The organism is Pseudomonas sp. B22129 (genome assembly GCF_044218875.1).
In the GTDB taxonomy this organism is placed as follows: Bacteria; Pseudomonadota; Gammaproteobacteria; order Pseudomonadales; family Pseudomonadaceae; genus Aquipseudomonas.
The window spans coordinates 6733781-6760304 of sequence record NZ_CP162592.1; the positions used below are offsets into that span (position 1 = coordinate 6733781).

Annotated in this window: 22 protein-coding genes; 14 read left to right on the forward strand and 8 right to left on the reverse strand. The window is 61.8% G+C overall.

Translation table 11 applies throughout. The features are described from left to right. Window positions 1-8 precede the first annotated feature (8 nt). From AB4P94_RS30770 to dinG, 4 genes are all read right to left on the reverse strand, one after another. Window positions 9-1190 (reverse strand): OmpA family protein, encoded by a 1182-nt coding sequence (locus AB4P94_RS30770; RefSeq protein WP_395608812.1) that lies wholly within the window; start codon window positions 1188-1190, stop codon window positions 9-11. 143 nt (window positions 1191-1333) lie between these two features. Then, a complete protein-coding gene (locus AB4P94_RS30775) occupies window positions 1334-2479 on the reverse strand; it encodes a serine hydrolase domain-containing protein (RefSeq protein ID WP_395608813.1) in 1146 nt (381 codons plus the stop codon). An 82-nt stretch (window positions 2480-2561) separates the two neighbouring features. Continuing rightward, window positions 2562-4859, reverse strand: a complete 2298-nt coding sequence (locus AB4P94_RS30780; RefSeq protein ID WP_395608814.1) for a beta-galactosidase — start codon at window positions 4857-4859, stop codon at window positions 2562-2564. A 98-nt stretch (window positions 4860-4957) separates the two neighbouring features. Further along, a complete protein-coding gene (gene dinG, locus AB4P94_RS30785) occupies window positions 4958-7102 on the reverse strand; it encodes an ATP-dependent DNA helicase DinG (protein ID WP_116628327.1) in 2145 nt (714 codons plus the stop codon). A gap of 99 nt (window positions 7103-7201) precedes the next feature. Here dinG and AB4P94_RS30790 point away from each other — a divergent pair, with 99 nt between their 5' ends. Beyond that, the gene (locus tag AB4P94_RS30790) at window positions 7202-7666 is read left to right on the forward strand and encodes a CopD family protein (RefSeq protein ID WP_395608815.1); all 465 of its coding nucleotides are present in this window, start codon (window positions 7202-7204) and stop codon (window positions 7664-7666) included. Between the two features lie 105 nt (window positions 7667-7771). Here AB4P94_RS30790 and AB4P94_RS30795 read toward each other — a convergent pair whose 3' ends face one another. Both AB4P94_RS30795 and AB4P94_RS30800 read right to left on the reverse strand, forming a co-directional pair. After that, entirely contained in the window at window positions 7772-8530 is a 759-nt protein-coding gene (locus AB4P94_RS30795) for a collagen-like protein (protein ID WP_395608816.1), read from the reverse strand. Between the two features lie 135 nt (window positions 8531-8665). Then, window positions 8666-9361 carry an OmpA family protein gene (locus AB4P94_RS30800; protein WP_395608817.1) on the reverse strand — a complete coding sequence of 232 codons (696 nt, stop codon included), beginning with the start codon at window positions 9359-9361 and terminating at the stop codon, window positions 8666-8668. Between the two features lie 190 nt (window positions 9362-9551). Here AB4P94_RS30800 and AB4P94_RS30805 point away from each other — a divergent pair, with 190 nt between their 5' ends. The 4 genes from AB4P94_RS30805 to AB4P94_RS30820 are packed head-to-tail and all read left to right on the forward strand — an operon-like array spanning window position 9552 to window position 11224. Beyond that, on the forward strand, window positions 9552-10049 hold the full coding sequence (locus AB4P94_RS30805; RefSeq protein ID WP_395608818.1) for a DUF6231 family protein: 498 nt from the start codon (window positions 9552-9554) through the stop codon (window positions 10047-10049). 4 nt (window positions 10050-10053) lie between these two features. Further along, window positions 10054-10524: a YchJ family protein gene (locus AB4P94_RS30810; RefSeq protein ID WP_395608819.1), complete on the forward strand. Its 471-nt coding sequence runs from the start codon at window positions 10054-10056 to the stop codon at window positions 10522-10524. A 20-nt stretch (window positions 10525-10544) separates the two neighbouring features. Then, on the forward strand, window positions 10545-11027 hold the full coding sequence (locus AB4P94_RS30815; protein ID WP_395608820.1) for an LEA type 2 family protein: 483 nt from the start codon (window positions 10545-10547) through the stop codon (window positions 11025-11027). Further along, window positions 11024-11224, forward strand: a complete 201-nt coding sequence (locus AB4P94_RS30820) for an SEC-C metal-binding domain-containing protein (RefSeq protein WP_395608821.1) — start codon at window positions 11024-11026, stop codon at window positions 11222-11224. The genes AB4P94_RS30815 and AB4P94_RS30820 overlap by 4 nt, the downstream gene beginning before the upstream one ends. 142 nt (window positions 11225-11366) lie before the next feature. Here AB4P94_RS30820 and AB4P94_RS30825 read toward each other — a convergent pair whose 3' ends face one another. Both AB4P94_RS30825 and AB4P94_RS30830 read right to left on the reverse strand, forming a co-directional pair. Then, window positions 11367-12752: an ATP-binding protein gene (locus AB4P94_RS30825; RefSeq protein WP_395608822.1), complete on the reverse strand. Its 1386-nt coding sequence runs from the start codon at window positions 12750-12752 to the stop codon at window positions 11367-11369. After that, a complete protein-coding gene (locus AB4P94_RS30830) occupies window positions 12749-13459 on the reverse strand; it encodes a response regulator (protein ID WP_395608823.1) in 711 nt (236 codons plus the stop codon). The genes AB4P94_RS30825 and AB4P94_RS30830 overlap by 4 nt, the downstream gene beginning before the upstream one ends. 197 nt (window positions 13460-13656) lie before the next feature. On the opposite strand from AB4P94_RS30830, the gene AB4P94_RS30835 reads away from it, so the two are divergent. The 9 genes from AB4P94_RS30835 (at window position 13657) to AB4P94_RS30875 (ending at window position 26508) form a co-directional block, all read left to right on the forward strand. Next, a complete protein-coding gene (locus tag AB4P94_RS30835; RefSeq protein ID WP_395608824.1) occupies window positions 13657-16038 on the forward strand; it encodes a TonB-dependent receptor in 2382 nt (793 codons plus the stop codon). A 25-nt stretch (window positions 16039-16063) separates the two neighbouring features. Then, complete coding sequence (locus tag AB4P94_RS30840) at window positions 16064-17179, forward strand: ABC transporter substrate-binding protein (RefSeq protein WP_395608825.1); 1116 nt, start codon at window positions 16064-16066, stop codon at window positions 17177-17179. 140 nt (window positions 17180-17319) lie between these two features. Then, window positions 17320-18378, forward strand: a complete 1059-nt coding sequence (locus AB4P94_RS30845; RefSeq protein WP_395608826.1) for a FecCD family ABC transporter permease — start codon at window positions 17320-17322, stop codon at window positions 18376-18378. Beyond that, on the forward strand, window positions 18375-19160 hold the full coding sequence (locus tag AB4P94_RS30850; RefSeq protein ID WP_395608827.1) for an ABC transporter ATP-binding protein: 786 nt from the start codon (window positions 18375-18377) through the stop codon (window positions 19158-19160). Before AB4P94_RS30845 ends, AB4P94_RS30850 begins: the two co-directional genes overlap by 4 nt. Before the next feature lie 105 nt (window positions 19161-19265). Beyond that, window positions 19266-19910, forward strand: a complete 645-nt coding sequence (locus AB4P94_RS30855) for a glutathione binding-like protein (protein ID WP_395608828.1) — start codon at window positions 19266-19268, stop codon at window positions 19908-19910. A 198-nt stretch (window positions 19911-20108) separates the two neighbouring features. Next, the gene (locus AB4P94_RS30860) at window positions 20109-22550 is read left to right on the forward strand and encodes a penicillin acylase family protein (protein ID WP_395608829.1); all 2442 of its coding nucleotides are present in this window, start codon (window positions 20109-20111) and stop codon (window positions 22548-22550) included. 214 nt (window positions 22551-22764) lie between these two features. Next, the gene (locus AB4P94_RS30865; protein ID WP_395608830.1) at window positions 22765-23769 is read left to right on the forward strand and encodes a ligase-associated DNA damage response exonuclease; all 1005 of its coding nucleotides are present in this window, start codon (window positions 22765-22767) and stop codon (window positions 23767-23769) included. Next, window positions 23766-25400 carry an ATP-dependent DNA ligase gene (locus AB4P94_RS30870; protein ID WP_395608831.1) on the forward strand — a complete coding sequence of 545 codons (1635 nt, stop codon included), beginning with the start codon at window positions 23766-23768 and terminating at the stop codon, window positions 25398-25400. Before AB4P94_RS30865 ends, AB4P94_RS30870 begins: the two co-directional genes overlap by 4 nt. A gap of 328 nt (window positions 25401-25728) precedes the next feature. Next, complete coding sequence (locus tag AB4P94_RS30875) at window positions 25729-26508, forward strand: transporter substrate-binding domain-containing protein (RefSeq protein ID WP_017254762.1); 780 nt, start codon at window positions 25729-25731, stop codon at window positions 26506-26508. Window positions 26509-26524: the final 16 nt, after the last annotated feature.

Below are 26524 nucleotides of genomic sequence, written 5' to 3' on the forward strand. Positions count from 1 at the left end.
TCAACGGATCAGTTTTTTGCCTGGTCGTTCGTTGCGGGGGCGTCCGCCTTCGGTGCAGCCTTTTTCGCGGCCGGCTTGGCAGCGGCTTTTTTCGCGACTGGCTTGGCGGCGGCTTTCTTGGCCGGAGCTTTCTTCGCCGGAGCGGCTTTCTTCGCTGCCGGTGCCGGTACAGGTGCCGGTGCGGTTTGCACCGCGACCATCTCGGCCACCGGTGGTTTGCCCGAGCTGTATTTGTTCAACAACGCCAGCATGGTGGTGCGCTGGGTAAACATGATTTCCATACGACGGTTCAAGGCGCGGCCCTGGGTGCTGTCGTTGGCGGCACGTGGCATCAGGTCACCCATGCCGCGCATCATCAAGCGGTCCTGCTTCAGGCCGCTGAGGCTGAAAATCGAAGCGATGGACTGTGCGCGCTCGCGGGTCAACGCCTGGCTCACGGGCTCGGCGCCGTTGGTGTCGACGTGGCCGAGCACCAGCACGGCCGTCTTCGGGTCGCCTTCAACCGCCTTGGCGACGCGGGTGAACGGGCCCAGGGTCACCGGCAGCAACATCGCCGGGCGCTTCGGGTTGTAAGAGCCGTCTACCGGTGCGATCACAACCAGTACGTTTTCACGACGCTCCAGTTGCAGGTTGCTGTCCTTGATGGCGGCGCGCAGGCGCGGCTCGTAGTCGTCCAGCCAGGCTTGGGTGATTTTCGGGTCAGGCATCACCACGTTGGTGACATCGACCTTGGCCAGAGGTTTTGGCTTGCTTTCAAACGGCCACCACCATTTGGTGTCGGTGTCAGTCTTGGCGACAGCAGGCGCGGCGTCCGGCGCACTGGCCGGGGTTGCAGCCTTGAGGTCGGCTTTCAGGTCGGCCTTGGCGTCGGCCGCCTTTTCGTCAGCGCTTTTGGAAGAGAACGGCCACCAACTGGAGCCGGTGTCAGCCTTGGCGACCGGGGCAGGCGCGGCGGCCGGGGCTGGAGCCGGGGCAGCGGCGGCGGTAGCCGGTGCGGCGGGCTTGGCGCCAGCAGCCGGGGCCGACGGGGCAGCAGGCTTGGCGTCGGTTTGGGTCACTGCGTCCTTGGTAGCAGCCTTGTCACCGCCAAATGACCACCAGTGCCCGCCTTCGGCATCATTTTGTGGAGTTTGTGCGCAGCCAGTAATAGTGAGGCACAGCGCCAGTGCCAAGGACTTGTTCGATAACATGAGATATCCACAAAATGAGAAAAAATCAGGGGGTCTGGTTGACCCGTTAAACAGACGCTTACAGAACATTAAAGTTACACAATTTCGTTCAGCGCCTTCTTATAGTTGCCTTTGTAACAAAAAAACGTGAAACAGCAAGCGCTTTACAGACAATCGGCCAATATTCCGACCAACTTCTGTGCACGCGGGTCCATAAGTACATAAGGCCCCAGTGTATTAGTCACGAAACCGAATGCTACATCATGTTCCGGGTCGGCAAACCCCACCGAACCACCAGCCCCGGGGTGCCCAAAAGCACGTGGGCCAAGGCCATACGTGGCATTGGGCAACTGCGGCTGATCCAACATGCAACCCAGCCCGAAACGGGTTTGGGTCAATAAAGTTTTATCCGGCCCGATACTGTGTTCGCGCGTCAATTGTTCGAGCATGTCGCTTTCCAGCAAACTACCGTCCAACAATCCGCTATAAAAACCCGCCAGGCTGCGTGCATTACCGTGACCATTTGCCGCCGGCTGCTGCATGCGTCGCCATTCGGGCTTATTAGTGCTGGTCAGAATAGACGGTGGGTTGGCAAATGCACGGGTAGTCATTGCCGCAGGTTCACGCATCATTACTTGCAATAAGCGTTGTGCCGCTTCATCACCCATATTGCCTTTGCTGCGCGCAATATGAGCAACGCGATAAAACTCTTCGTCCGCCAGGCCGACATGAAAGTCCAGGCCCAATGGCCGCGCGACTCGCGCCACAATCGACTCACCCGGCCCGCGCCCGTCGGCACGGCGCAACAATTCGCCGACCAACCAGCCATAGGTGATGGCCTCGTAGCCATGACCTTCGCCCGGCGTCCACCACGGGGCTTCGGCCGCCAGCGTGTCGACCATCAATGGCCAGTCGTACAGCGCTTCGGTGGGCAGCATTTCGCGGATCGCCGGCAACCCGGCCTGATGGCACAGCAACTGGCGCAGGGTGATGGCTTCTTTGCCGGCCGCCGCGAATTCAGGCCAGTAATCGGCAACTGGCGCGTCGAGTTTCAACTTGCCCTCGGCCACCAATTGCAGGGCCGTGACAGCGGTGAAGGTCTTGGTGCAGGAAAACAGGTTGACGATAGTATCGTTGTGCCAGGCTTCGGCACCGTCCTTGTCGGCGGTACCGGCCCACAGGTCGACGACGGTTTCGCCGCCGATCTGTATGCACAACCCGGCGCCACGCTCCTGCGGGTCATCGAACAAGGCGGCGAATGCCTCACGTACCGCTTCGAACTGGAGCTCGTAATGACCCTGAATCTGCACCTGATCCGCCTCGGAAAACGCTGTAAGAAATGGCGGCCATTGTTCCAGCCATTACGGGTTTTGTGAACCCGTCAAACATGAATCAATGGCCATTTCCAGAGTGCCCGCCGGCATGCCCGCCGCCCTGCCCCGCACCTTTGCCCTCATGCCCGGCCTTGCCGCCTTCACTTTCACGCACCGCGCTGGCAGCCTTGGCTTTTTCGGCTTCCTTGCCCAACTGATCGACCGCCGCAAGGTTGCTTTTACGCACGCTGTCGACAAACCCCTGGAAGGGCACATCGGTGATGCCGACCAGGCCGAAGTGGCCGTTTTCACCGTCCAGCAGGCGCCCGGTCACTGGCTGGTCGAGGTACTGAAACCAGTGCACGCCGACAATCGACGGCTCGGCCATGGCTTGCTTGAGGAAGGTGCTGTACGCCGCGCTGCGATCTTCTTCGCGGGCCAATTGCGTCACGCCGCCCCAGAACGGGCCACGGTCCGCCGAGCCGAAGTTGAATTCGGTGATCAGTACCGGTTTGTCCAGCGCGCGCAAGGCAGCGAAGTCATAACCGTCCTGCGGTTTGAGGGTGTACATGTTGAAGCTCAACACATCGCAATACTGCGCACACGACGCCACAGCTTCCGGGGTGCTCACGGCATAACGGCCGCCCAGCAACAGTTGGTTCGGCGCGTGCCATTTGAGCGAGTCGGAGATGGTCTTGAAGTAGGCGTCGGCAAAGGTCTTCTGGAAGTATTTGAAGTCGGCTTCGATTTCCGGGTGCTCAGGGCTCGGCATCGGCGGCTCGAAACCCGGGTCTTCCATCAGTTCCCAGCCCGCCAGGTGAATACCCCAGGCTTTCGACAGGCCGTCTTCGTTACGGTATTTGTCGCGCAATTGCTTGAGGAACGCCCGCTTGGCCGGTACGTCAGTGGTCATGCGCAAAGTGCCGTAAGCCAGGGCGTAACGGGACTTCGGATCGTCGCCCGGGCCGGCCCAGGCCAGCTCGTTGTCGGCAAAGTAGCCAATCAACCACGGATCATCCCGATGATCACGCGCGGCAATGGCCACGGCCCGTTCGGTGGCCATGGCGAAGCGCGGGTCGAACGGGTCGGGCATACCGCCCCACCAGTCGGTGCCGGTGCTGATGCTGGCGTAATCACCGACGATCGACAGCGGCAAGGTGTAGGGCACGCGGTCAGCGGTGGCTAACCCTTCGTCGCTCCAGTTGCCCACGGTGTTGAAGCCCCAGGCTTGCAAACGGTCGAGGGTGTGAGTCACCCAGCGTTTCGGGTCGAAACCTTCGCCGCCATAGGTGCGCTGCAAGTTGGCGCCGTAAAAGTCGTACCAGCGGCCTACGTTGAAGCCCCGGCCCTGATCGGCGCCATTGCCACCACGGTTGTCACCGCTGCCGTAGTACTTGTCGAACGGCTCGCCGGCCTTGGGCAACGCGGCGAACATCCACTCGCGGCCTGCCACGTAGGTTTGGTTGTTGTCCGGCGCCACGGTGTTCACGCCGAGGGAATAGAACGGATGGCCTTGCGGCGTCACCAGGTACCAGCGACCGTCACGTTTCTCGGTGCGGAAAAACCCGCTGGCCTCGAACGCCGGGCCTTTGTTCCAGCCGCCATATTGGTCCAGCGAAGACTTGTCACGCTCAGCCAGCCAGCCCTTGAGCTGTTGTTGCTCCTTGGTGGCGGCAGCCTTGAGTTGGTCGTCGCTGCTGACTTTTTCCGGCCAGCGCGCACGGGTGGACTGACCATAGGCATCCACCAGTTCGCTGTAAGCCGCTTTCATGACCGGTTCAATGTCCTGCACGCCAAAGCGCTCCAGCAGGATGCTTTGCGCGGCATTGGGCTTGATCATCGACAGGGTGACCGAAGCAACCTGGCTGCGGTCGATTTCCCCGGCGCTGCTGCCCAGCAGCACACGCTGGCCATCCACGGTGATTGGCATCGGCGGACCCGCCTTCATGCCCTGGCTCAATGGCGAATTGGCTTGCAACGGAATCAGCAGCGTCTGAGCCGGGCCGGCGGGTAGATCGATGCGGCTGACCAGCGTCTTGCCATCCGTACTCTGCACTTTGACGTACAACGTCAGCGCCCAGTCCATGGCGCTCTGGATACGCAGGCTCATGGCCCCCGACTGCGACCAGTCCCAGGTCCCGGCCTGCGGGCTGAGTACCAGGCTCGGTTCAGCGGCCGGGTTGAAGGTGATGCGGCGCAGCACTTCGCCTTCGGGGGTTTGTTCGGCGTTGTATTGCGGCAGGCTGGCGTCCTGGGTCGCCACTTTGACCACATCGGCAGGCCGCACGAAATTGAACAGGGTTTGTTGCCCGGCGGGCGCAGCCATCAAGGGCGCGGCGAACAGCAGGGCAAAAAGGGCGGGCAGCGTGCGAATCATACGAGCAAGGTTCTCCCAAACGGCCGATGAATGGCCTGATGACATAAAGCGTTGGCAGTGAGATAGACCACGAAGTGGGCGAATTCGCCCACGGTGGCTCAAGAAATTTCGCGCCTGAACGGCGGCAAGGCATTGAGGATCGCCTTGCCGTAGCGCTGGGTGACCAAACGGCGGTCGAGCAAGGTGATGGTGCCCCGGTCTTCTTCGGTACGCAGCAAGCGCCCGCAGGCCTGGACCAACTTCAGTGAAGCATCCGGCACCGAGATCTCCATGAACGGGTTACCGCCCCGCGCCTCGATCCATTCGGCCAGCGCGGCCTCGACCGGATCATCCGGTACCGAGAACGGGATCTTGGCGATCACCACGTGCTCACAGTAAGCGCCGGGCAAGTCCACGCCTTCAGCGAAGCTGGCCAGGCCGAACAGCACGCTGGAATCCCCGCCATCGACGCGTGCCTTGTGCTTGTTCAGGGTTTCCTGCTTGGACAGGTTGCCCTGGATAAACACTTGCTTGCGCCAGTCGCGGTCGAGGCCGTCAAACACGTCCTGCATCTGCTTGCGCGACGAGAACAGCACCAGAGTGCCCCGCGAGCCTTCCACCAATGACGGCAGGTCTCGGATGATCGCCGCCGTGTGGGCGGGCGCGTCCCGTGGGTCGGCCTTGAGGTCCGGCACCCGCAGCACACCGGCATCGGCGTGATGGAACGGGCTCGGCACCACGGCGGTGACGGCCTTTTTCGGCAGGCCGGCGCGCATGCGAAAGCGGTCGAAGGTGCCCAGTGCGGTCAGCGTCGCCGAAGTCACCAGGCAGCCGTAGGCCACGTTCCACAGGTTGCGCCGCAGCATTTCCGCCGCGAGGATCGGGCTGGCATTGACCTCGATATCAAACAGCGCACCGCTTTCCGACAGCGTCAGCCAACGCGCCATCGGCGGGTTGTCTTCCGGGTCTTCGACGGTGAAGGCGGTCCACAACTCCCAGTTGCCCTGGGAGCGCGACAACAGGCTGCCGAACAGCGGGTACCATTCTTCGGCCTGGTTGCTGGCGATGCCGATGTTGACCTCACCGTCCATGCCTTCTTTGAGCAGGTCGGTCAGGCGCGTGAACAAATCCGTCAGGCGTGAAAAGCCTTTCTTCAGCTCGATGCCCATTTCGCGCATGTGCTCGGGGATCAACCCGCCGACGAAGCGGTGACGCGGCCGCTCCCGGCCCTCCACGTCTTCGCCGGGCTTGAAGTCGGCCACCTGTTCGCAGGCGCTGAACATGAATTGCTGCTGGGTCTTGATCTCCCGCGCCAGCTCCGGCACCTGCTCGATCAACTTGCCGAGGTCGCCGGGCAACGGGTGCTGCGCCAGCAGTTTGGTCAGGTTCTTCGCGGTGGTTTCCAGCCAGTCGGCGGTGGAGCGCAGGCGCGTGTAGTGGGCGAAGTGGCCAATGGCCTTGTCAGGCAAGTGATGGCCTTCGTCGAACACATAGAGCGTGTCGCGCGGGTCGGGTAGCACGGCGCCACCGCCCAGGGCCAGGTCGGCCAGCACCATGTCGTGGTTGGTGACAATCACGTCGACCTTGCCCATGCCTTCGCGGGCCTTGTAGAAGGCGCACTGGCCGAAGTTGGGGCAATGGCGGTTGGTGCACTGGCTGTGGTCGGTGGTCAGGCGCGCCCAGTCGGCATCTTCGAGAGCGGTGGGCCAACTGTCACGGTCGCCATCCCATTTATTGCCGGCGAGTTTCTCGATCATGCTGGTAAACAGCTTCTGGCTGACCTCATCGACCTCGATCTTGAAGCCTTCTTCTTCGAACAGCGAAGCCGTGGCGGTTTGCGCGTGGCCTTCCTGCAGCAAGACGTCGAGCTTGGACAGGCACATATAGCGGCCACGGCCCTTGGCCAGGGCGAACGTGAAGTTCAAGCCGCTGTTGCGCATCAGGTCGGGCAAGTCTTTGTAGACGATCTGCTCTTGCAGGGCGACGGTGGCGGTGGCAATCACCAGGCGCTTGCCGGCGGCCTTGGCGGTCGGGATGGCGGCCAGGCTGTAAGCCACGGTTTTACCGGTACCGGTGCCGGCTTCAACGGCCACGACCGCAGGCTCACCTTCGCGGCGGCCTTCGTCGTCGGTGTCGATATCCCCGAGGACCTTGGCCACTTCGGCGATCATCAGGCGTTGGCCGTAGCGCGGTTTCAAGCTCTTGGCTTCGAGAAAACGCGAGTAGGCACCCTGGATCGTGGTTTTGAGTTCAGTGCTGATCATGGATAGTCGGGCGCAAAAAACGCTGGATAAATTTTCAGTGGTTCGGATCGGCGGCTATCATACCCCGCTAATGAATCCCGCGCAGAACGGAGTACCGCAATGACCGTGTTTAGCCTTGTTTATACCCTGCATGTATTGGCCGCCGTCGTCTGGGTCGGCGGCATGTTTTTCGCCTGGATGATCCTGCGCCCCGCCGCTGTGGCGGCACTTGAGGGCCCTGCCCGGCTCAAGTTGTGGGCCAATGTGTTTCAACGTTTTTTCGTGTGGGTGTGGGTGGCGGTGCTGGTTTTGCCGATCAGCGGTGTCGGCCTGCTGCAATTGCGTTTCAGCGGGTTTGAAACCGCGCCGCGTTATGTGCAGGTGATGATGGGCTTGTATCTGGTGATGACGGCGCTGTTTATCCGCATCCAGGCGCTGAAGTTCCCGCAGTTGCGCACGGCGGTGGCGGCTGAAGACTGGCCGGCAGGTGCGGCGGTGCTGGGGCAGATTCGCAAGTTGGTGGGGATCAATCTGATTGTGGGGTTGGTGGTGGTGGCGATTGCTTCGGCTCGGCCGATGTTCTGAGGATGTTTTTCAGGGCCTCATCGCGGGCAAGCCCGGCTCCCACAGGTTGGAATGCATTCCAATGTGGGAGCCGGGCTTGCCCGCGATGACGTCAGGGCAAACGCATCAAAGCCGCTGGATGGTCACAGCACCCGCAGGCCCGGCAGGCCCCGGCTGCCCTTCCAGCCCTGGGCGCCCCTTCTGGCCGCCATCGGCGCGGTACACCAGGCACCCCTTGGACTGCCCGCCTTTACCGGGCTTGCCCGCCGTACCGGCCAACCCACCGGCGCCGCCATCGACCCAGACCTTGATCTGTTCAGCCGGGAAGCTTTGCGGCAGCTCGACACGCACCTGCGCACCCGCCGCGCCCGGCAGGCCATCGCCGCCGTTATCGCCATTGGCGCCGCGCCCCGCCGAACCCCAGGTGCAACCCGGATCAACGCCGTTGGCGCCATCCAGCCCCGCATAGCCTTGAGCACCGGCGCCGCCACGGGCGTCCACCGACAGTTCGTCGGCAGTCAATTCATTGATGCGCAACGTCAGGTCGCGTCCAGCCTTGGCCGGGCGTTCGTGGGTACCAGGCGCTCCGCGCGAGGTGATCTGGCTGCCATGTTCCAACTGCGCATGGCGCACCTGCAACTGCAACGCGGTATTGCCGGGCACGATGGTGATACGGGCTTCGCGCCCCAGGTGCAGTTCATCCACCGCCACCTGGCTGATGTTGGCCGGAATCAGCAAGGTGCCGTAATCCGCCACGTCCAGGCGTTCGAGCTGCAAGACGCTGGTGCTGTTGGGCAGGCGCATCAACGAGTTGCTCTCAACGCTGACGTTCTGCGCCAGGGCAATGGGGCTGACCAACAGGGCCAACAGAAAAACCTTACGCATGATTGGCCTTCTTATTTTGTTCTAGACGGCCGCACAGTAACGACTTCTAAAGGCGTTTTGCCAGTGAAGGATCAAAAAAAACCAAAAAGGTGCCATTGAGCAATGCCCCCGTGGCTCACACGGGGGCAAAGGCTGTCAGCGGTTGATTTTGATTTCCACGCGACGGTTCAGTGCGCGGCCCTCTGCCGTTTTGTTATCGGCCACCGGCTGGCTTTCGCCCGCGCCGACGACAGACACAAAGTTGCTGCGCGGCACGCCCGCGCCGATCAGATAATCGGTCACCGAATGCGCACGTTTTTCCGAGAGTTTCTGGTTGTAGGCGTCTTTGCCGACGCTGTCGGTGTGCCCGCTGACCCGCAGTTGCGCGCCCGGGGCTTCCTGTTTCAAGCGGGTGGCGATGGTGTCGAGTTTGGTTTTGTCCGCCGCCGTCAACTTGGCCGAGTCGAACTGGAAGTGCACATCGCGAATCACGATGGTTTCTTCCTTGACCACGACCACCTCCTCAACCACCGCCGCCGGCGGTGCCGGTGGGCAACCGTTGGCATCGACCTGTACGCCTTTGGGCGTGCCCGGGCACTTGTCGCGGCTGTCCGGCACGCCATCACCGTCTTCGTCGCCATCGCCGTGCACCCAGCAATAGGCGCCGGCCATGCCGCCGATCAGCAGCGCGCCGTAGCCTGCGTAGGCCGAGCTTTCAGTGGCGCCAATCGCGGCGCCCGTCACACCACCCACGGCTGCACAGGTGGGCCAATCGGTTTTTTGCAAACCTGCGCAACCTGTCAATACTCCGGTTAGCAGAACCAAGGGTAGAGCTGTCCGCATGATGCTCATGTGATTTCTCCTGAGGGTATCGGCGGGGGCCGATGGGTGGAGTAAAGACGGCTCTTTTCATCTGCGCCAGTACGCCACACCCCCGGTTTTATTGAGGATTACAGCCCTCCGAGGACTTTTCGCAGCCGCCCGCTCTAGGCCCGCACGCTCAGCCGCGCTAGTCTCTACGGTCCTGATGTGAGGATCTGTGATGACCGCTGGTATTTCTTCCCGTACACCTCAGCAAGCCTTGGCCGCCTTGCTCGACCTGCACCAGCCAAAACGCCTGCTTTTATTGGGTGCCAGCCAATTTCCGGCATTGGAGGCGTTTCAAGCAGAGCACTCCGACACCGTAGTGGCCATCGCCCCGCCCGGGCCGCTGCCCGCGGAGTTGGCCGCGCAGCGTTTTGACCTGGCGCTGGTGGTCGACTGCCTGGAGCACCTGTCAAAACCGCAAGGCCTGACCCTGCTCGGCGGTATCCGCAACCTGAATGCCAGCCGCATTGCAGTGCTGGTGGACTTGAATGCCTGCGGCTGGAAGGAAACCGACTTCTTCTCCCTGGCCCTGCAAGCCGGCGAGCGTTTCCAGCGCGACGAGCAGGTTCTGACGCTGTTTACCTATGATCTGCTTGACTATAAGCAAGTGCCCGACTGGCTCAACGCCCGCTTCTGGGCCAACCCGGAAAACTTCGGAAAGTATTGGTGGTAACCCGATGAGTACATCCATTTGCCCCTGCGGCAGCGGCAACCTGCTGGATGCCTGCTGCGGCCATTATCACGCCGGCCACCCGGCACCCTGCGCCAGCGCGCTGATGCGTTCACGCTACAGCGCCTATGTGCTGGGCCTGGTGGACTATCTGGTCGCCACCACGTTGCCGGCGCAACAGGCGGGTCTTGACCGCGCCGCCATCGGCGCCTGGAGTGCACAGAGCACCTGGCTGGGCCTCTCGGTGGAAAGCTCCGAGGTATTCGGCGGCCAGCCGGAACACGCCTTCGTGACCTTTACCGCACGCTGGCACGACAGCACCGGCGAACACAGCCACCGTGAGCAGTCTTCTTTCGTACAGAACGAGGGGCGTTGGTACTTCATCGACCCGACAGTTGAGGTGAAGGCCGGGCGCAATGATGTATGTTTATGCGGCAGCGGGCAGAAGTTCAAGAAGTGCTGTTCCAGCTACCTCTAACCACCTGACGGGAAAACGCCATGCTTCGGATGTATTGCTTGATGCTGGCGTTGACCCTGGGCTTGACCGGCTGCGCCTCCTGGTTTGAGGACGATGCCCCGCCGCCCCATGTGTCGTTGGTGAAAGTCGAAGTGGTGCGCGCGAAGTTGCTCGAGCAGAAATTCAAACTGTGGTTTCGCGTGGACAACCGTGACGACGAAGACCTGACGGTTCGCGGCCTGATCTACAAGGTCAGCCTCGGCGACTTTGTGCTGACCGAAGGCGAGTCCAACGAGTGGCTGACAGTGCCGCCGCGCAGCCATGCTTTTTTCCGTGTCTCGGTGCGCACCAACCTCTGGCCGCAGATTCGTGATGTGGTGCAAATGCTGAAAAATCCCGACAAGCCCGTGCCGTATCGCCTGGAAGGCGAACTGAAAACCGGATTATTCATCGGTAATGACGTGCAGGTGAACCACAATGGCGAGATAATCCCCGGCGATTTTATTCCGGAGCGACATCGATGAACCAGCAACCCCATGTCCATGGTCCTGACTGCAACCACGATCAAGATCACCATGATCACGACCACGGCCATGTCCACGGCCCGAACTGCGGCCACGCTCACCAGGAGCCGGTGCGCAACGCCTTGAAGGACGTTGGCCGCAACGATCCTTGCCCGTGCGGCAGCGAAAAGAAATTCAAGAAGTGCCACGGGGCGTAAAGCCACGCTGAAGATACAACTGTGAGCTGGCTTATGTGGGAGCGGGCTTGCTCGCGAAGGCGGTGGATCAGAAACACATGCAGTGACTGACGCTCCGTATTCGCGAGCAAGCCCGCTCCCACATTTAGATAGCACTTCAAATTCAGGATTTGCGTTGGAATTGTAAATCCACCTCAAGCCCCCCACCTTCCCGATTACGCAAACTCAATCGCCCGTCATGCGCCTTAGCAATGGTGTGCGCAATACTCAAGCCCAACCCATACCCGCCCGTTTCAGCATTGCGTGAGCCTTCCACCCGGTAAAACGGCTCCATCACCTGCTCCAGCTGTTCCGGCGCAATCCCCGGCCCGCGGTCGCTGATCACAATCTTCAAGCTGCCCGCCTGGTCCTCGACCCGCACCACCACTTCACAGCCATAACGCACCGCGTTCTCCAGCAGGTTCTGCACACAGCGTTTCAAGCTGCGCGCGTATCCCGGCAACGGCTGCCGGGCGCGGCCGACGAGGGTGACGCTGTTGCCCACATCCTCCAGATCCGCCTGCAGGCTTTGCAGCAAGGCATTGATGTCGATGTTCTGCCGCGTTTCGTTGATTTCGCCGCTGCTGACAAAATCCAGGGTGCTAGAGACCATGTGTTCCATTTCCTCCAGATCACTGCGAAAACGCTCCTTGGTGCGGTTGTCTTCAAGCATTTCGGTGCGCAGGCGCAGGCGTGTGATCGGTGAGCGCAGGTCGTGGGAAATCGCCGCGAGAAACCGCGTGCGCTCGGCGATGTTGGCGATCAGCCGCTGCTGCATCGCATTAAAAGCCTGGGCGGCCCGGCGCACTTCGGTGGGGCCGTCCACCGACAGTGGCGGGCGCTGGATGTCCCGGCCCAGCGCTTCGGCGGCCTTGGCCAAGGCATTGAGCGGGCGAATCGCCAGGCGTACCGCGACCAGTGCGATCACCACCAACACCAGCACCCGCAGCAAATAGATGCGCATCACGTAGTCGAACAACAAATCCAGCGGCGAGGTGCTGGTCCAGCCCTGCTCTTCGCTGGCGTCCACCTGCAACCAGCGCCCATCGGGCAGGCGCAGGTCAATCAGGAATTGGCCCACCACCGGCTTGGAGCCGAGCAAGGTCGAGAGGCCAGCGGTTTGCCCTTCGCCGTCCACCAGCGACAGGCGCAACAGAATCAGGGTTTGCGCATAGCCGGTTTTCTCCGACAGTACCTTTTTGATCAGGCGCTCGGTGGGCCGGTCACTGTCGGTGAGGGTGCTGGGCGTGCTGCTGGCCTGGTCGCTCAGGGTCAGTTGAAAGTGCGGCGCATTGAGCAGTTTGATCAGTTGATCGGCCTGCTGCGGGTCGCTGTGCACCAGCCGCACCACGTCCGCCAGCCGTGTGGCGATCAGCCGCGCGGGGATTTCCAGCACCTGCCCATGGCGCCGGTCGTACCAGATGCTGCTGGTCAGCGCCTGGGCCGCGAGCATGCCGCTGACCAGAATCAGCACCAGCCGCCCGAACAGCGACTTGGGCAGCAACCTCACGAGCCCAATGCCACGTCGTCGGCGGTGAGCATGTAACCCTCGTTGCGCACGGTCTTGATCAGCCCGGCGGGCAGTTGCGAACGCAGGCGGCTCACGCACACGTCAATGGAACGGTCGAACGGCGTGCTGTCCTTGTCGAACACGTGGTTGAGCAGAAAGTCGCGGCTCAACGGGCGGTTCGGGTGCTGCAATAACAGGCGCAACACGCGGTAATCCGAATTGCCCAGGCTGACCACCACGCCTTCGGGTGTCAGCAATTGCCGCGCCCGCGTGTCGAGTTGCCAGCCCGCGAAGCGAATGCTCGGCGCCTCATCCAGCCGTGCGCGGTCGGGAAAGCTTTGCACCCGGCGCAACACCACCTTGATCCGCACCAGCAGCTCGCGCGGGTCGAAGGGTTTGGGCAGGTAGTCGTCGGCGCCGATTTCCAGGCCGACGATGCGGTCGATCAGCGACCCCTTGGCCGTGAGCATCACCACCGGCGTGTTGGAACTCACGCGCAGTTCGCGGCACAGGCTCAGGCCGTCTTCGCCGGGCAGCATCAGGTCGAGCACAATCAGGTCGATGACATTCAGCGCCAGGCGGCGGCGCATTTCCTTGCCGTCAGCGGCGGTGGACACCTGAAAACCGGCGTCACTGAGGTAGTCGCAGAGCAGTTGGCGGATTTGCGGGTCGTCATCAACGATCAGCAGGTGGTCAAGCTTGGCCATGGGCGGTCAATCCGAAAACTCAAAACGCAGGATCTAGCCGAAAGTTCGGCCAGCAGGTCGGGCAAATGTAATGGAATGTTGTAGGAAACCATAATCACGCATCAGCGATACAAAGCCAGGGTATGGCAGGGGAAATCGCTCTTTAGACTACCGAACCTAAATGAGAGTAATTGTAATTTAGACTCGGATCACTGCCCATGTCATCTCCCACGCCTTACCGCCACACGCTGAATACAACCCTGGCGCCGATGTTCGGTTTTCTCGCTGCCGGCAGTGTCGCACCGACCGCCTGGGCCGACACCAACACCACCGCGCCGAATGATTCAGTGCTGAGTCTGCCGGAAATCAAGGTCGACGGCGAAGCCACCTCCACCTTTAAAGTGGACCGCGTAACCTCGGCCAAAATCAGCCAGCCACTGCTCGACGCCCCGCAAAGCGTGACCATCGTGCCGCAGCAGGTGCTCAAGGAGCAGAACGCGCAGACCTTGCAGGAAGTGTTGCGCAACGTGCCGGGCATCACCTTCATGTCTGGCGAGGGCAACCTGGGCTGGGGCGACCTGTTTTCGATTCGCGGTTTCTCGTCCGAACAAAGCCTGACTGTCGACGGCGTGCGCGATGCGGGCATGTCGACGCGCACCGACACCTTCAACCTGCAGCAAGCTGAAGTGTTCAAGGGCACCGGTTCCATCGAATCCGGCGTGTCTGCCGTGGGCGGCAGCGTCAACCTGGTGAGCAAAGAAGCACACTTGGGCGACGCCAACAAAGTCGCCGCCGGCATCGGCACCGACAGCTACCGCCGCCTCACTGCCGACCTGAACAAACAGATCAACGACACCACGGCCGTGCGCATCAACCTGATGAAGCACTACAACCAGGTCGCCGAGCGCGACGACGTGGACTACGACCGCTGGGGCATCGCGACGTCCTTCGGTTTTGGCCTGGGCACCGATACGCGGTTTTTCGTCGACACCTTCTACCAGAAAGACACCAACACCCCGGACGGCGGCGTGCCGATTCAGCGGGGTACAGACGGTCACCGCATGCCCGGCGTGTCGCGTTCAAACTGGTACGGCGACTCCAGCCTCTACACCCAGCAGAACGAAACCACCTCGCTGACCGCGCGTTTCGAGCATGACTTCGACTGGAACGACGCCCACCTGCGCAACCAGACGCGCTGGGAACGCAGCGACAACTTCGCCGTGCTGTCCCCGGCCCGCTTTTTCGCCGCAGGCGCCAACGGCAAGAAAACCTGCACCGGCACCCGCTGTGCGACCCTGGGCTACACCGGCGTAGGCCCAATTAGCCAAGTGCCCGGCAGCACGGTAAACGCCTACACCGACTACGCGAACAACAGCAACACCGCCTACGGCATCCTGCGCGGCAGCGATTTCGGTTTGTCCAAGCGCTACACCATCCTCGATAACCAGACCGACTTCAGCTTCGCATTCAACACCGGCAGCCTGCAGCACTCGATCGTCTCGGGCCTGGAGTTCTATCACGAGACCTACGGCGGCCTGAAACGCAACGCCGAAGTACCGGCCGGCGACATGTTCTTCAACATGAACGACCCCAGCCACAGCTTCGCCAGCACCTACGTGACCAAGGGCGAAGGCGACCCGCGTTCAATCGTCGACAACGCCGGCATCTACCTGGGCGACACCGTCACCCTCAACGAGCAATGGCAAGTCCTCGGTTCGCTGCGCTACGACAACTGGCGCGCCCAGACCACCCAGCGTGGCCAGGCTGACATCAGCAGCACCGACGGCGCCGTCAGCGGTCGCGTCGGCGCGGTGTTCAAGCCGTTGCCGAACGGCAGCATCTACGTGTCTTACAGCGAGGCGGCGCAACCGTCGGCGCTGGGTGCGTCCACCAACAACCAGATCTTCGGTTCGGCCACCACCAGCAACTACAGCCCGGCCAAATCGAAAACCTACGAGATGGGCACCAAGTGGGACATCGCCGACGACATGCTTAATGTCACCGCGGCGATCTTTCGCACCGAACTGGACAACGCCTGGGAATACCAGGACGGCGAAGCCGCGCCGGTGCGCGCCCTGCCCGCCAAACGCGTGGACGGCGTAGAACTTGGCCTGCAAGGCAATATCACGCCGCGCTGGACCACTTACGCCGGCTTCTCGGCGCTCAAAAGCACCCAGACCAAGGGCATCAACAAAGGCAGCGAAGCCAAGAACGTCCCCGACCTGACCGCCAACCTGTGGACCACCTACGCCGTCACCGACGACCTGAGCCTGAGCTACGGCGAGCAATACGTGGGCCGTCGCCGCTACACCGACAACAAATATGTCGGCGGTTTGAACAACAACAGCAGCTACGCCAACGGCCCGTCCGGGGTTAACGCCATCTACGTGCGTGACAACGAAAAAGCCCCCGGCTACTGGCTGAGCAACGTGGCCGCGCAATACAAGGTGAACAAGGCCACCACGGTCAACCTCAACCTGAACAACGTGTTCAACAAGTTCTATTACAGCCAGATCGGCGCATCCCTCGACGGCTTCCAGCTGTACGGCATCCCCGGCGCAGGGCGCACCCTCACGGCCAGTGTCGATTATGAATTCTGATGTTCCCTCACCCGGAGTCCTTTCCATGTTCAAACCCCGTAACGTGTTCAAGCTCGGCGTGCTGTTCGCCGCGCTGGTCCTCGGCCACGCCGAAACCGCCGCCGCCCATGAAGTCACCGACGTACTGGGCCGCAAGGTCGAGGTGAAGGACGACGTCAAACGCGTGGTGCTCGGCGAAGGCCGGTTGATTTCCGCGTTTGCCCTGCTCGACAAGGAGGCGCCGTTCCAGCGCATCGTCGGCTGGCAGAACGATTTGAAACTGCTCGACCAGCACACTTACAACGCCTATGTGGCGAAATTTCCCACGGTGAAAGACATCCCGCTGATCGGCCAGGCGTCGGAACAAAGCGTCAGCGCCGAGGAAATTCTCTCGCTTAAACCGGACCTGGCGGTGTTCAGCATCTCGGGCCACGGCCCCACCGAACACAGCCCGGTGGCTGACGTGCTGGCCAAAGCCGGCATTCCGGTGCTGTTCGTGGATTTTCGCATCAACCCGGTACAGGGCACCCACACCAGCATGCAGGCGCTGGGCGAGGCGTTGGGCCGTGAAGCCCAGGCCAAGGCGTTCCTGAGTTTCTATGACCAGCACATCAAGGTCATTACCGACGCCGTCGCCACCCTGCCGGCGGGCCCGCGCCCGAGCGTGTTCCTCGAACTGCTGGCCGGCGCCTGGCAAGCACCGGGGCACACCACCGGCAAAAGCGGCATGGGCGAAGTGATCAAGCTGGTCGGCGGGCGCAACATCGCCGCCGACGTGGTGCCAGGGGCGCTCGGCGATATCAGTGTCGAGTACGCGCTGAAGGCGGATCCAGATGTGTACGTGGCCACCGGCAACCATAAACCGGGGCTGATTCTGGGTGCAGGCGTGAGTAATGAAGACGCCCGTGAAGCGTTTGACCGCGTGCTGGCCCGCCCGGAATTCGCCAACCTGCGTGCCATCCGCGAGGGCAATTCCCACGGCCTGTGGCATGACTTCTACAACTCGCCGTACAACCTGCTGGCGATTGAAGCATTGGCCAAATGGGTGCACCCGGAGCTGTTCGCCAAGCTGGATCCGCAGGCGACCATGGAGCAGATCAACCAGCAGTTTCTGGGGATGCCGCTGCAGGGTGCGTATTGGATTGACGCAAAAACCAAGTAAACACAGGCCCCCATGTGGGAGCGGGCTTGCTCGCGAAAGCGGCGTACCAGTCAATGAATATATTGACTGACACACTGCATTCGCGAGCAAGCCCGCTCCCACATTTTGATCTTCATCGACTTCAAGAATCTGTGAGCCAAATGACCACTCAAACCCTCGACCTCGCCAGCGCCACCCACGGCTATCGCCGCTTGCTGGCGCGGCGTGCCTGGCTGCTGGCGTTGCTCGGCACCGCGCTGGTCTGCGCCATTCTGGTGGACCTCGCCAGCGGCCCGTCCGGCATGGGCCTGCTGGCATTGCTCGACGGCATTTTGCACCCCTCCCACCTGAGCGCCACTGACCAAGTGATCATCTGGAACGTGCGCCTGCCCTACACGCTGATGGCAGTGCTGGTCGGTTGCGCGCTGTCGCTGGCCGGGGCCGAGATGCAGGCGATTTTGAATAACCCGCTGGCTAGCCCGTTCACCCTCGGCGTGTCCTCGGCGGCAGCGCTGGGCGCTTCGCTGGTCATCGTGTTTCCGGTGACCACACTGTGGGTGTCGGCCAACACGGCGATTTCCATCTCGGCCTTTATCTTCGCCGCCGCCTCGGTGTTTTTGCTGCAAGCCATGTCACGCCTGCGTGGCGCCGGGGTCGAGAGCCTGGTGCTGTTCGGTATCGCACTGGTGTTCAGTTGCAACGCCGTGGTGGCCTTGTTGCAGCTGGTCGCCACCGAAGACGTGCTGCAACAACTGGTGTTCTGGACCCTGGGCAGTGTGACCCGGGCCAATTGGGACAAACTCGGCATTCTCGCCTTTGTGGTCGCCGTGGTGATGCCGTTTTCTTTCACCGCCGCCTCGCGCCTGACCCTGCTGCGCATGGGCGAAGACCGCGCGCAAAGCTTCGGCGTGGACGTGAAGCGCCTGCGGTTTTTCTCGTTGCTGCGCATCAGCCTGTTGTCAGCTACCGCCGTGGCATTTGTAGGCACCATCGGTTTTATCGGCCTGGTCGGCCCGCATATCGCACGGATTCTGGTGGGCGAAGACCAACGTTTCCTGCTGCCGGCCAGCGCCTTGACCGGCGCCTTGCTGCTGTCGCTGTCGTCGATTACCAGCAAACTGATCATGCCCGGCGTGATCGTGCCGGTGGGCATCGTCACCGCGTTGGTGGGCGTGCCGATTTTTGTGGTGCTGGTATTCAAGCGCGGGAGGCAGTTATGAGTGCAGGTTTATCGGTACACCACGCCAACGTCAGCTACGGGCGACGGCAGATTGTGCATGACCTGAGCATGCCCACCCTGCCCCACGGCAGCCTGACTGCCTTGATCGGCCCGAATGGCGCGGGCAAATCCACGCTGCTGCGCGCCGTGGCTGGGCTGGAAAAGATGCAAGGCGTTGTGCGCCTCGGCGACCTTGACCTGTCGGCCATGTCCATCGGCGAGCGTGCGCGGCGCGTCACTTACATGCCGCAAAATCTCCCACCGGGGCTGAGCCTCAGCGTGATGGAAAGCGTAATCGCCGCCCTGCGCGTGGCAGACGTCGATGGCATCCCGCTGTCGAGTGACGCCTGCCTGCGTGAAGGTTTCGAGGCGTTGCAGCGCATCGGCATCACGCATTTGGCCGACCAACTGTTAAGCACACTTTCCGGCGGCCAGCGCCAACTGGTCAGCCTCGCCCAACTCATCGCGCGCCGCCCGCAAGTGATGCTGCTGGACGAACCCACCAGCGCCCTGGACCTCAATTACCAATTGAAAGTCATGGACTGCGTCCGCGCCCTGGTGCGCGAACACAACCTGATTGCCGTGGTGGTGTTGCACGACATCAACCTCGCCGCACGTTTTGCCGACCATATCGCCGTACTGCGCGAAGGCCGTTTGTATGCCAGCGGCAAAGCCGATGCGGTGCTCGACCCGCTGATGTTCGCCGAGGTGTACCGCGTACGAGCACGTATCGAGCGCTGCTCGCAGCAGTCGTTGCAGGTGCTGGTGGACGGTGCTGTGTGAATGGCTTCTAAGGGTATGCACAAATGTTTCATTGAATTTTCGTCAGTGGAACATTACCTATAGCGACAGGCATTCGCTCAAGCATCACCACCTTTGGAGAGCTTCATGATCGACCTGTATTACTGGACTACCCCCAACGGCCACAAAGTATCGTTGTTCCTGGAAGAAGCCGGGCTGCCCTACAAGGTGCACCCGATCAACATCGGCCAGGGCGACCAGTTCAAGCCAGACTTCCTGAAGATCGCTCCCAACAACCGCATTCCGGCCATCGTCGATCAGAACCCGACCGACGGCGGCGCGCCGATTTCGCTGTTCGAATCCGGCGCCATCTTGCTGTACCTCGCGGAAAAAACCGGCCAGTTCATCCCGCAAGACCTGCGCGGTCGCCAGGAAGCCCTGCAATGGCTGTTCTGGCAAATGGGCGGTTTGGGGCCGATGGCCGGCCAGAACCATCACTTCAGCCTGTTCGCACCGGAAAAAATCCCCTACGCGATCAAGCGCTACGTGGATGAAACCGCGCGCTTGTATGGCGTGCTGGACCGTCGTCTGGCCGATCGCCCGTTCGTGGCCGGCGAGGCCTACAGCATTGCCGACATGGCCATCTACCCGTGGATTGCTTCCCACGAACGCCAGAGCCAGCGCCTGGAAGACTTCCCACATGTGCAGCGCTGGTTCACCAGCATCAAGGAGCGGCCGGCCACTGTCCGCGCCTATGAATTGGTGCAAAAGGTGAACCCGCCCAAAGCCTGACCTTTGTGGGAGCTGGCTTGCCTGCGATAGCTTCACCTCAGTACAACTGACAGACCGAGGTGCCTGCATCGCAGGCAAGCCAGCTCCCACATTGAACGCCCCTCGGCTCAAAAATTGACAAAACTCCCGCTTGCGTCGTTTCGCCGCGCTCACTAACGTAGCGCCTTTACTGACGCTACCCCCCGCAGGAGCTTTGCCATGGCCTCGCCAGCCCTCTCACATTTTCTTCCCCGGTTCGGCGTTGCCGCGGCAGTGGCCAGTGCATTAAGCCTGGCCGGTTGCCAGCTCCAGAGCACCCAGGACACCCTGCCACCAGTCGCCGGTGTGCAGCCGATCAAAGGCCTGGCACAGAATGTGTCGGTGCGCCGCAATGCCCAAGGCATGCCGTTGATCGAAAGCAACACCTTTCACGACGCGCTGTTCAGCCTCGGTTATGTGCACGCCAGCGACCGCATCACACAGATGGTCACCCTGCGCCTGCTGGCCCAAGGCCGCCTGGCAGAAATGTCCGGCCCTGAAGTGCTCGACGTCGACCGCTTCATGCGCGCCGTCAACCTGAAAAAAAGCGCCGGCGAGCTGTATAACGCCTCCAGCCCGCGCCTCAAGCGCTTCTTTGAAGTGTATGCGCGGGGCGTCAACGCCTACCTGTTCCGCTACCGCGACAAGCTGCCGCCGGACCTGGCCCAGACCGGCTACAAGCCCGAGTACTGGAAGCCGGAAGATTCGGCGCTGCTGTTCTGCCTGCTGAATTTCAGCGAGTCGAGCAACTTGCAGGAAGAACTGTCGTCGCTGGTGCTGGCGCAGAAAGTCGGTGTCGACAAACTCGCCTGGCTCACCCCCAGCGCACCGGATGAGCCGGTTCCGCTGGAAGAAACCGAAAAACTCAAAGGCGTGAACCTCGGCCAGATCACCGGCCTGGCCGGGTTGGAAGCGGTAGGCCAGCAACTCAACAGCCTCAACGCGCTGGCCGTCACCACATCAAGCAACTGGGCCATCGGCCCGCAGCGCAGCCGCAGCGGCAAAAGCCTGTTGGCCAGCGACCTTGCAGCCGCGCCACAAGCGCCGTCGCCGTGGAACTACGTACAGATTCGCGCCCCGAAATACCAGGCCGTCGGCGCCTCGATTGCCGGTTTGCCGACGCTGCTGTCCGGCTTCAACGGCAAAGTGGCGTGGAGCATGAGCTCGGTCAAAGGCGACACCCAGGACCTGTTCCTGGAAAAGGTCAAACGCCAGGGCAGCGCGCTGTACTACGAAAACAACGGAAAATGGCTGCCGGCCGGTGTGCGTAACGAAACCTTCTTCGCCAAGGGCCAGCGGCCGCTTCGCGAAGTGGTGTACGAAACCCGCCACGGCGCCCTGCTCAACAGCAGCCAGGCCCTGACCAGCGGTTTCGGCCTAGCCCTGCAAACCGCCGATTTCGAGGACGACAAGAGCCTGGACGCGTTCTTCGACTTGTCCCGCGCGCAAAACGCGGGCAAGGCCTCGGACGCGACCCGCGAAATCCGCGCCATTGCCCTGAACATGATCTTTGCCGACGCCACCAACATCGGCTGGCAAGTCACCGGCCGCTTCCCCAACCGCCGCGAAGGCGAAGGCCTGCTGCCGTCGCCGGGCTGGGATGCACGCTTTGATTGGGACGGCTACGCCGACGCGATGCTGCACCCCTACGACCAGGACCCGGCCCAAGGCTGGATCGGCACCGCCAACCAGCGCACCGCCCCGCGCGGCTACGGCATGCAGTTGTCCAACTCGTGGGACGCACCGGAGCGCAGTGAGCGCTTGGCGCAACTGGCGAATGCCGGCAAGCACGACAGCCGCAGCATGATCGCCATGCAGTACGACCAGACCACCACATTCGCCGCCAAACTCAAGACCATGTTCCAGGCGCCGGGCATGGCCCAGCCGCTGAAGCAGGCGATTGACGCACTGCCGGCCGCCGAGGCGGGCAAGGCACGCGAGGCGCTCACCCGGCTGATGGCGTTCGACGGTCGCCTCGTATCGACATCAGCTGACGCCGCAATCTACGAACTGTTCCTGCAGGAAAGCGCCAAACAGATCTTCCTCGACAAGCTCGGCCCGGACAACAGCGCCAGCTGGAAAGCCTTTGTCAGCAATGGCGGCCTGTCCTACTCCGCCACCGCCGACCATTTGCTGGGCCGCGAAGACAGCCCGTTCTGGGATAACTCACGCACACCGCAGAAAGAAGACAAACCCGCCATCCTGGCGCGCAGCCTCGCCGCCGCGATCACCGCTGGCGACAGCCAGTTGGGCAGCGATCACAAGGCCTGGCAGTGGGGCAAGCTGCACACCACCACCTGGAAAGGCGCCAATGGCCAGGTGATCCGCGGCCCGTTCGCCAGCGGCGGTGACCACAATACCCTGAACCCGGCGCCGTACAGCTGGGGCCAGGACTTCGCCACCACCCAGGTGCCGGCGTTGCGCATGATCGTCGACTTCGGCCTCGCCGAACCGATGACCGGCCAGGGTGGCACCGGCCAATCCGGCAACCCGGCCAGCCCGAACTATGCGAATGGCATCGACCCGTCGCTCAAGGCGCAATACCTGAGCTTCCCGATGCAGCCGCAGAACTTTGACAAGGCGTATGGGAAAACCCGCTTGACCCTCACGCCCGGCAAGTAACCCGGTTTCTTCTGAAGGAACCGGATCAAAAAATGTGGGAGCGGGCTCGCGAATGCGGTAGATCAGTCACTACATCTTTGACTGACACTCCGCATTCGCGAGCAAGTCGAATCGTCGCACCGCCGTTCCCACAGTTGCTTTGCATGCATTCAGATAGAACTTCTGCGTTGCGCCCCGCCTCCTAACTGATAAGCCCATCGCCCCCGGCACGCCCATGGACCTTGTCATCGCCCGGCCCGAAGGCCTCTATTGCCCCGCCGGTGATTTCTACATCGACCCCTGGCGCCCCGTCGAGCGCTCGGTCATCACCCACGCCCACGGCGACCATGCCCGTACCGGCAACGAACATTACCTGGCGGCCGGTCCCGGCGAAGGCATCCTGCGTTCGCGCCTGGGCCAGGACATCAACCTGCAAACCCTGGCCTACGGCGAAAAACTGCTGCACCACGGCGTCACCTTGAGCTTTCACCCCGCCGGGCATGTGCTCGGCTCGGCGCAAGTGCGCCTGGAATACCAAGGCGAGGTCTGGGTCGCGTCCGGCGACTACAAAGTCGAGCCCGATGGCACCTGTGCGCCCTTCGAGCCGGTGCGCTGCCACACCTTTATCACCGAATCGACCTTTGGCCTGCCGATCTACCGCTGGCAGCCCCAGGCGCAGATTTTTGCGGGTATCAATGATTGGTGGCAGGGCAATATCGCGGCGGGAAAAGCCAGCGTGTTGTTCTGTTACTCCTTTGGCAAAGCCCAGCGCATCCTGCATGGCATCGACGCCAGCATCGGCCCGATCCTCAGCCACGGCGCCGTCGACCCCCTGAACCGGGTGTACCGCGAAGCCGGCATCTACATTCCCGAAACCCTCTACGCCGGTGACTTCAAAAAAACCGACCCACTGTTGCGCCAGGCACTGATCATCGCGCCGCCCTCTGCCGGTGGCAGCAGTTGGATAAAGCGCTTTGGCGACTACAGCGATGCCTTCGCCAGCGGCTGGATGCGCCTGCGCGGCACCCGTCGGCGGCGCGGGGTGGACCGGGGTTTCGTGCTGTCGGACCACGCCGACTGGCCGGGCCTGTTGTGGGCCATCGAACAAACCGGCGCCGAACGGGTGATGGTCACCCACGGCTCCGTCGGCGTTCTGGTGCGCCACCTGCGGGAAAAAGGCCTGGACGCCCAAGGCTTCACCACCGAATACGGCGATGACGAAGAAGAGGCCACGGCATGAAGGCCTTCGCCGAGCTGTACGCCAACCTAGACGCCACCACGTCCAGCAATGCCAAGCTCGCAGCGCTGCAAGCTTACTTCCGCCAAGCACCACCGGAAGACGCTGCATGGGCGGTGTACTTTTTATCCGGCGGGCGGCCCCGCCAACTGGTGCCGACGCGCCTGTTGAGGGACATGGCCACCGAAGCGTCCGGCATCGAGCCGTGGCTGTTCGAGGAGAGCTACCAATCGGTGGGCGACTTGGCCGAGACCATTTCCCTGCTGTTACCGGAATCCACCTACACATCGGAAGATGGGTTGGCCGTATGGCTGGAGGAAAAGCTCCTGCCCTTGCGTGGCCTGCCGCCCCTTGAACTGGCGCAGCGGCTGCCCGCGTTGTGGGCGCAACTGGACCAACCCAGCCTGATGGTGTGCATCAAGCTGATCACCGGCAGCTTTCGCGTGGGCGTGTCGAAACTGCTGGTCACCCGCGCCCTCGCCGCCATGGCGGACCTCGACAGCAAACGCGTGGCCCAACGGTTGGTGGGCTACACCGACTTGGCCAATCGCCCGACAGCTGAGGGCTACCTCAAGCTGATCGCTGCCGAATCGTCTGACGAACACGCGCAACGCGGCGGGCAGCCTTATCCGTTTTTTCTGGCCCACGGGCTGACGCAACCGGTGGAGCAATTCGACGCCCTGCTGGGTTCGCCTGCCGACTGGCAGGTGGAGTGGAAGTGGGACGGCATACGCGCACAGCTGGTCAAGCGTGAAGGCCGGCTGTGGATCTGGTCGCGCGGTGAGGAATTGGTGACCGAACGTTTCCCCGAACTGCATAGCCTGGTCAGTGGCTTGCCCGATGGGACAGTGATCGACGGCGAAATCGTGGTGTGGAAAGGCTCGGTGCAACCCTTCGCCCTGCTGCAACAGCGTATTGGCCGTAAAACCCTGAGCAAAAAAGTCCTCGACGATGCGCCGGTCGCCGTCCTCGCCTATGACTTGCTCGAGCATCAGGGCGATGACTGGCGCAACCACGCCCAAGCCGAACGCCGCACCCAACTTGAGCAGGTGATTGCGCAGTGCAACAACCCGGCCTTGCTGCCATCGCCCGTGCTGACAGCCACCACTTGGGCGGAACTGGCCGAACAACGCGAAGCCTCCCGCAGCCTCGGTGTGGAAGGCATGATGCTCAAAGCGCGCGACGGGCTGTATGGCGTGGGCCGCACCAAAGACATGGGCGTGTGGTGGAAGTGGAAAGTCGACCCGTTCAGCGTCGACGCGGTATTGATCTACGCCCAGCGCGGCCATGGCCGGCGCGCCAGCCTGTATAGCGACTACACCTTTGCGGTGTGGGACGGGCCACTCGGCACTGAACGCTCGCTGGTGCCCTTCGCCAAGGCGTATTCCGGGCTGACTGACGAAGAGATGCGCAAGGTCGATGCAATTGTGCGCAAAACCACGGTGGAAAAGTTCGGCCCGGTCAGCAGTGTGACGCCGAGCATGGTGTTTGAGCTGGGGTTTGAGGGGATCGCCCTGTCCAAGCGCCACAAGAGCGGGATTGCGGTGCGGTTTCCGCGGATGTTGCGGTGGCGGCAGGATAAGGCGGTGGAGGAAGCCGACAACCTCGCCACACTGCAAGACTTGTTGGCCTGACCTCTCCCTCCCAAACACTGCAAATCAATGTGGGAGCTGGCTTGCCTGCGATGGCGCTGGGTCAGACACAGAGATTTGGCTGCTCCACCGCTATCGCAGGCAAGCCAGCTCCCACATGTTTGATCCGAGTCATGATCCGAAATGGTGCATTGAAAAAACAATGCCCATTTTTGGGCATCTTCTACACTTGGAACGCCCTCATCCCACCTTTTAAAACACTCATTCGGAACTATGGTGCAGAAATTGCTACTTGAGATCCGTCTGACACCGTTCAGTAACAGTCCTAAACGCGCCACAAGCGCTTATCTTGGTTTCCAGGGATTACATAATGAAAAAAGCATTGCTGACCCTTTCTGCACTGGCTCTGTGCATGGCTGCGGGTGTCGCTACAGCCAAGGAATACAAGGAATTGCGTTTTGGTGTCGATCCTTCCTACGCGCCGTTCGAATCCAAGGCCGCTGATGGCAGCCTGGTGGGCTTCGATATCGACCTGGGCAATGCGATCTGCGCCGAACTGAAAGTGAAGTGCAAGTGGGTCGAAAGTGACTTCGACGGCATGATTCCAGGCCTCAACGCCAACAAGTTCGACGGCGTGATTTCGTCGATGACCGTGACCGAAGCCCGTGAAAAGGCGATCGACTTCTCCAGCGAGCTGTTCTCCGGCCCGACGTCCCTGGTGTTCAAAAAAGGCGCGAACTACTCCACGCCTGAATCGCTGAAGGGCAAATCGGTCGGCTACGAGCAAGGCACCATTCAGGAAGCCTACGCCAAGGCCGTGCTGGACAAAGCCGGTGTGACCACCAAGGCCTATGCCAACCAGGACCAGGTTTATGCTGACCTGACGTCCGGCCGTCTGGACGCTTCGGTGCAAGACATGCTGCAAGCCGAACTGGGCTTTTTGAAGTCGCCAGCCGGCGCTGACTACGAAGTCAGCAAGGCAATTGACGACCCACTGCTGCCAGCCAAAACGGCGGTCGGTATCAAAAAAGGTAACAAAGACCTCAAGGCCTTGCTCGATAAAGGTATCAAAGCGTTACACGATGATGGCACCTACGCCACCATCCAGAAGAAACACTTCGGCGATCTGAACCTCTACAGCGGTAAATAACACCCTGGCGCCCACC

Bases quoted from the DNA above. Each gene is read 5' to 3' on its own strand.
- AB4P94_RS30770 (WP_395608812.1), bottom strand. From the start codon at position 1,190: ATGTTATCGAACAAGTCCTTGGCACTGGCGCTGTGCCTCACTATTACT.
- AB4P94_RS30780 (WP_395608814.1), bottom strand. From the start codon at position 4,859: ATGATTCGCACGCTGCCCGCCCTTTTTGCCCTGCTGTTCGCCGCGCCC.
- dinG (WP_116628327.1), bottom strand. From the start codon at position 7,102: ATGATCAGCACTGAACTCAAAACCACGATCCAGGGTGCCTACTCGCGT.
- AB4P94_RS30790 (WP_395608815.1), top strand. From the start codon at position 7,202: ATGACCGTGTTTAGCCTTGTTTATACCCTGCATGTATTGGCCGCCGTC.
- AB4P94_RS30795 (WP_395608816.1), bottom strand. From the start codon at position 8,530: ATGCGTAAGGTTTTTCTGTTGGCCCTGTTGGTCAGCCCCATTGCCCTG.
- AB4P94_RS30800 (WP_395608817.1), bottom strand. From the start codon at position 9,361: ATGAGCATCATGCGGACAGCTCTACCCTTGGTTCTGCTAACCGGAGTA.
- AB4P94_RS30805 (WP_395608818.1), top strand. From the start codon at position 9,552: ATGACCGCTGGTATTTCTTCCCGTACACCTCAGCAAGCCTTGGCCGCC.
- AB4P94_RS30810 (WP_395608819.1), top strand. From the start codon at position 10,054: ATGAGTACATCCATTTGCCCCTGCGGCAGCGGCAACCTGCTGGATGCC.
- AB4P94_RS30815 (WP_395608820.1), top strand. From the start codon at position 10,545: ATGCTTCGGATGTATTGCTTGATGCTGGCGTTGACCCTGGGCTTGACC.
- AB4P94_RS30820 (WP_395608821.1), top strand. From the start codon at position 11,024: ATGAACCAGCAACCCCATGTCCATGGTCCTGACTGCAACCACGATCAA.
- AB4P94_RS30830 (WP_395608823.1), bottom strand. From the start codon at position 13,459: ATGGCCAAGCTTGACCACCTGCTGATCGTTGATGACGACCCGCAAATC.
- AB4P94_RS30835 (WP_395608824.1), top strand. From the start codon at position 13,657: ATGTCATCTCCCACGCCTTACCGCCACACGCTGAATACAACCCTGGCG.
- AB4P94_RS30840 (WP_395608825.1), top strand. From the start codon at position 16,064: ATGTTCAAACCCCGTAACGTGTTCAAGCTCGGCGTGCTGTTCGCCGCG.
- AB4P94_RS30845 (WP_395608826.1), top strand. From the start codon at position 17,320: ATGACCACTCAAACCCTCGACCTCGCCAGCGCCACCCACGGCTATCGC.
- AB4P94_RS30850 (WP_395608827.1), top strand. From the start codon at position 18,375: ATGAGTGCAGGTTTATCGGTACACCACGCCAACGTCAGCTACGGGCGA.
- AB4P94_RS30855 (WP_395608828.1), top strand. From the start codon at position 19,266: ATGATCGACCTGTATTACTGGACTACCCCCAACGGCCACAAAGTATCG.
- AB4P94_RS30860 (WP_395608829.1), top strand. From the start codon at position 20,109: ATGGCCTCGCCAGCCCTCTCACATTTTCTTCCCCGGTTCGGCGTTGCC.
- AB4P94_RS30865 (WP_395608830.1), top strand. From the start codon at position 22,765: ATGGACCTTGTCATCGCCCGGCCCGAAGGCCTCTATTGCCCCGCCGGT.
- AB4P94_RS30870 (WP_395608831.1), top strand. From the start codon at position 23,766: ATGAAGGCCTTCGCCGAGCTGTACGCCAACCTAGACGCCACCACGTCC.
- AB4P94_RS30875 (WP_017254762.1), top strand. From the start codon at position 25,729: ATGAAAAAAGCATTGCTGACCCTTTCTGCACTGGCTCTGTGCATGGCT.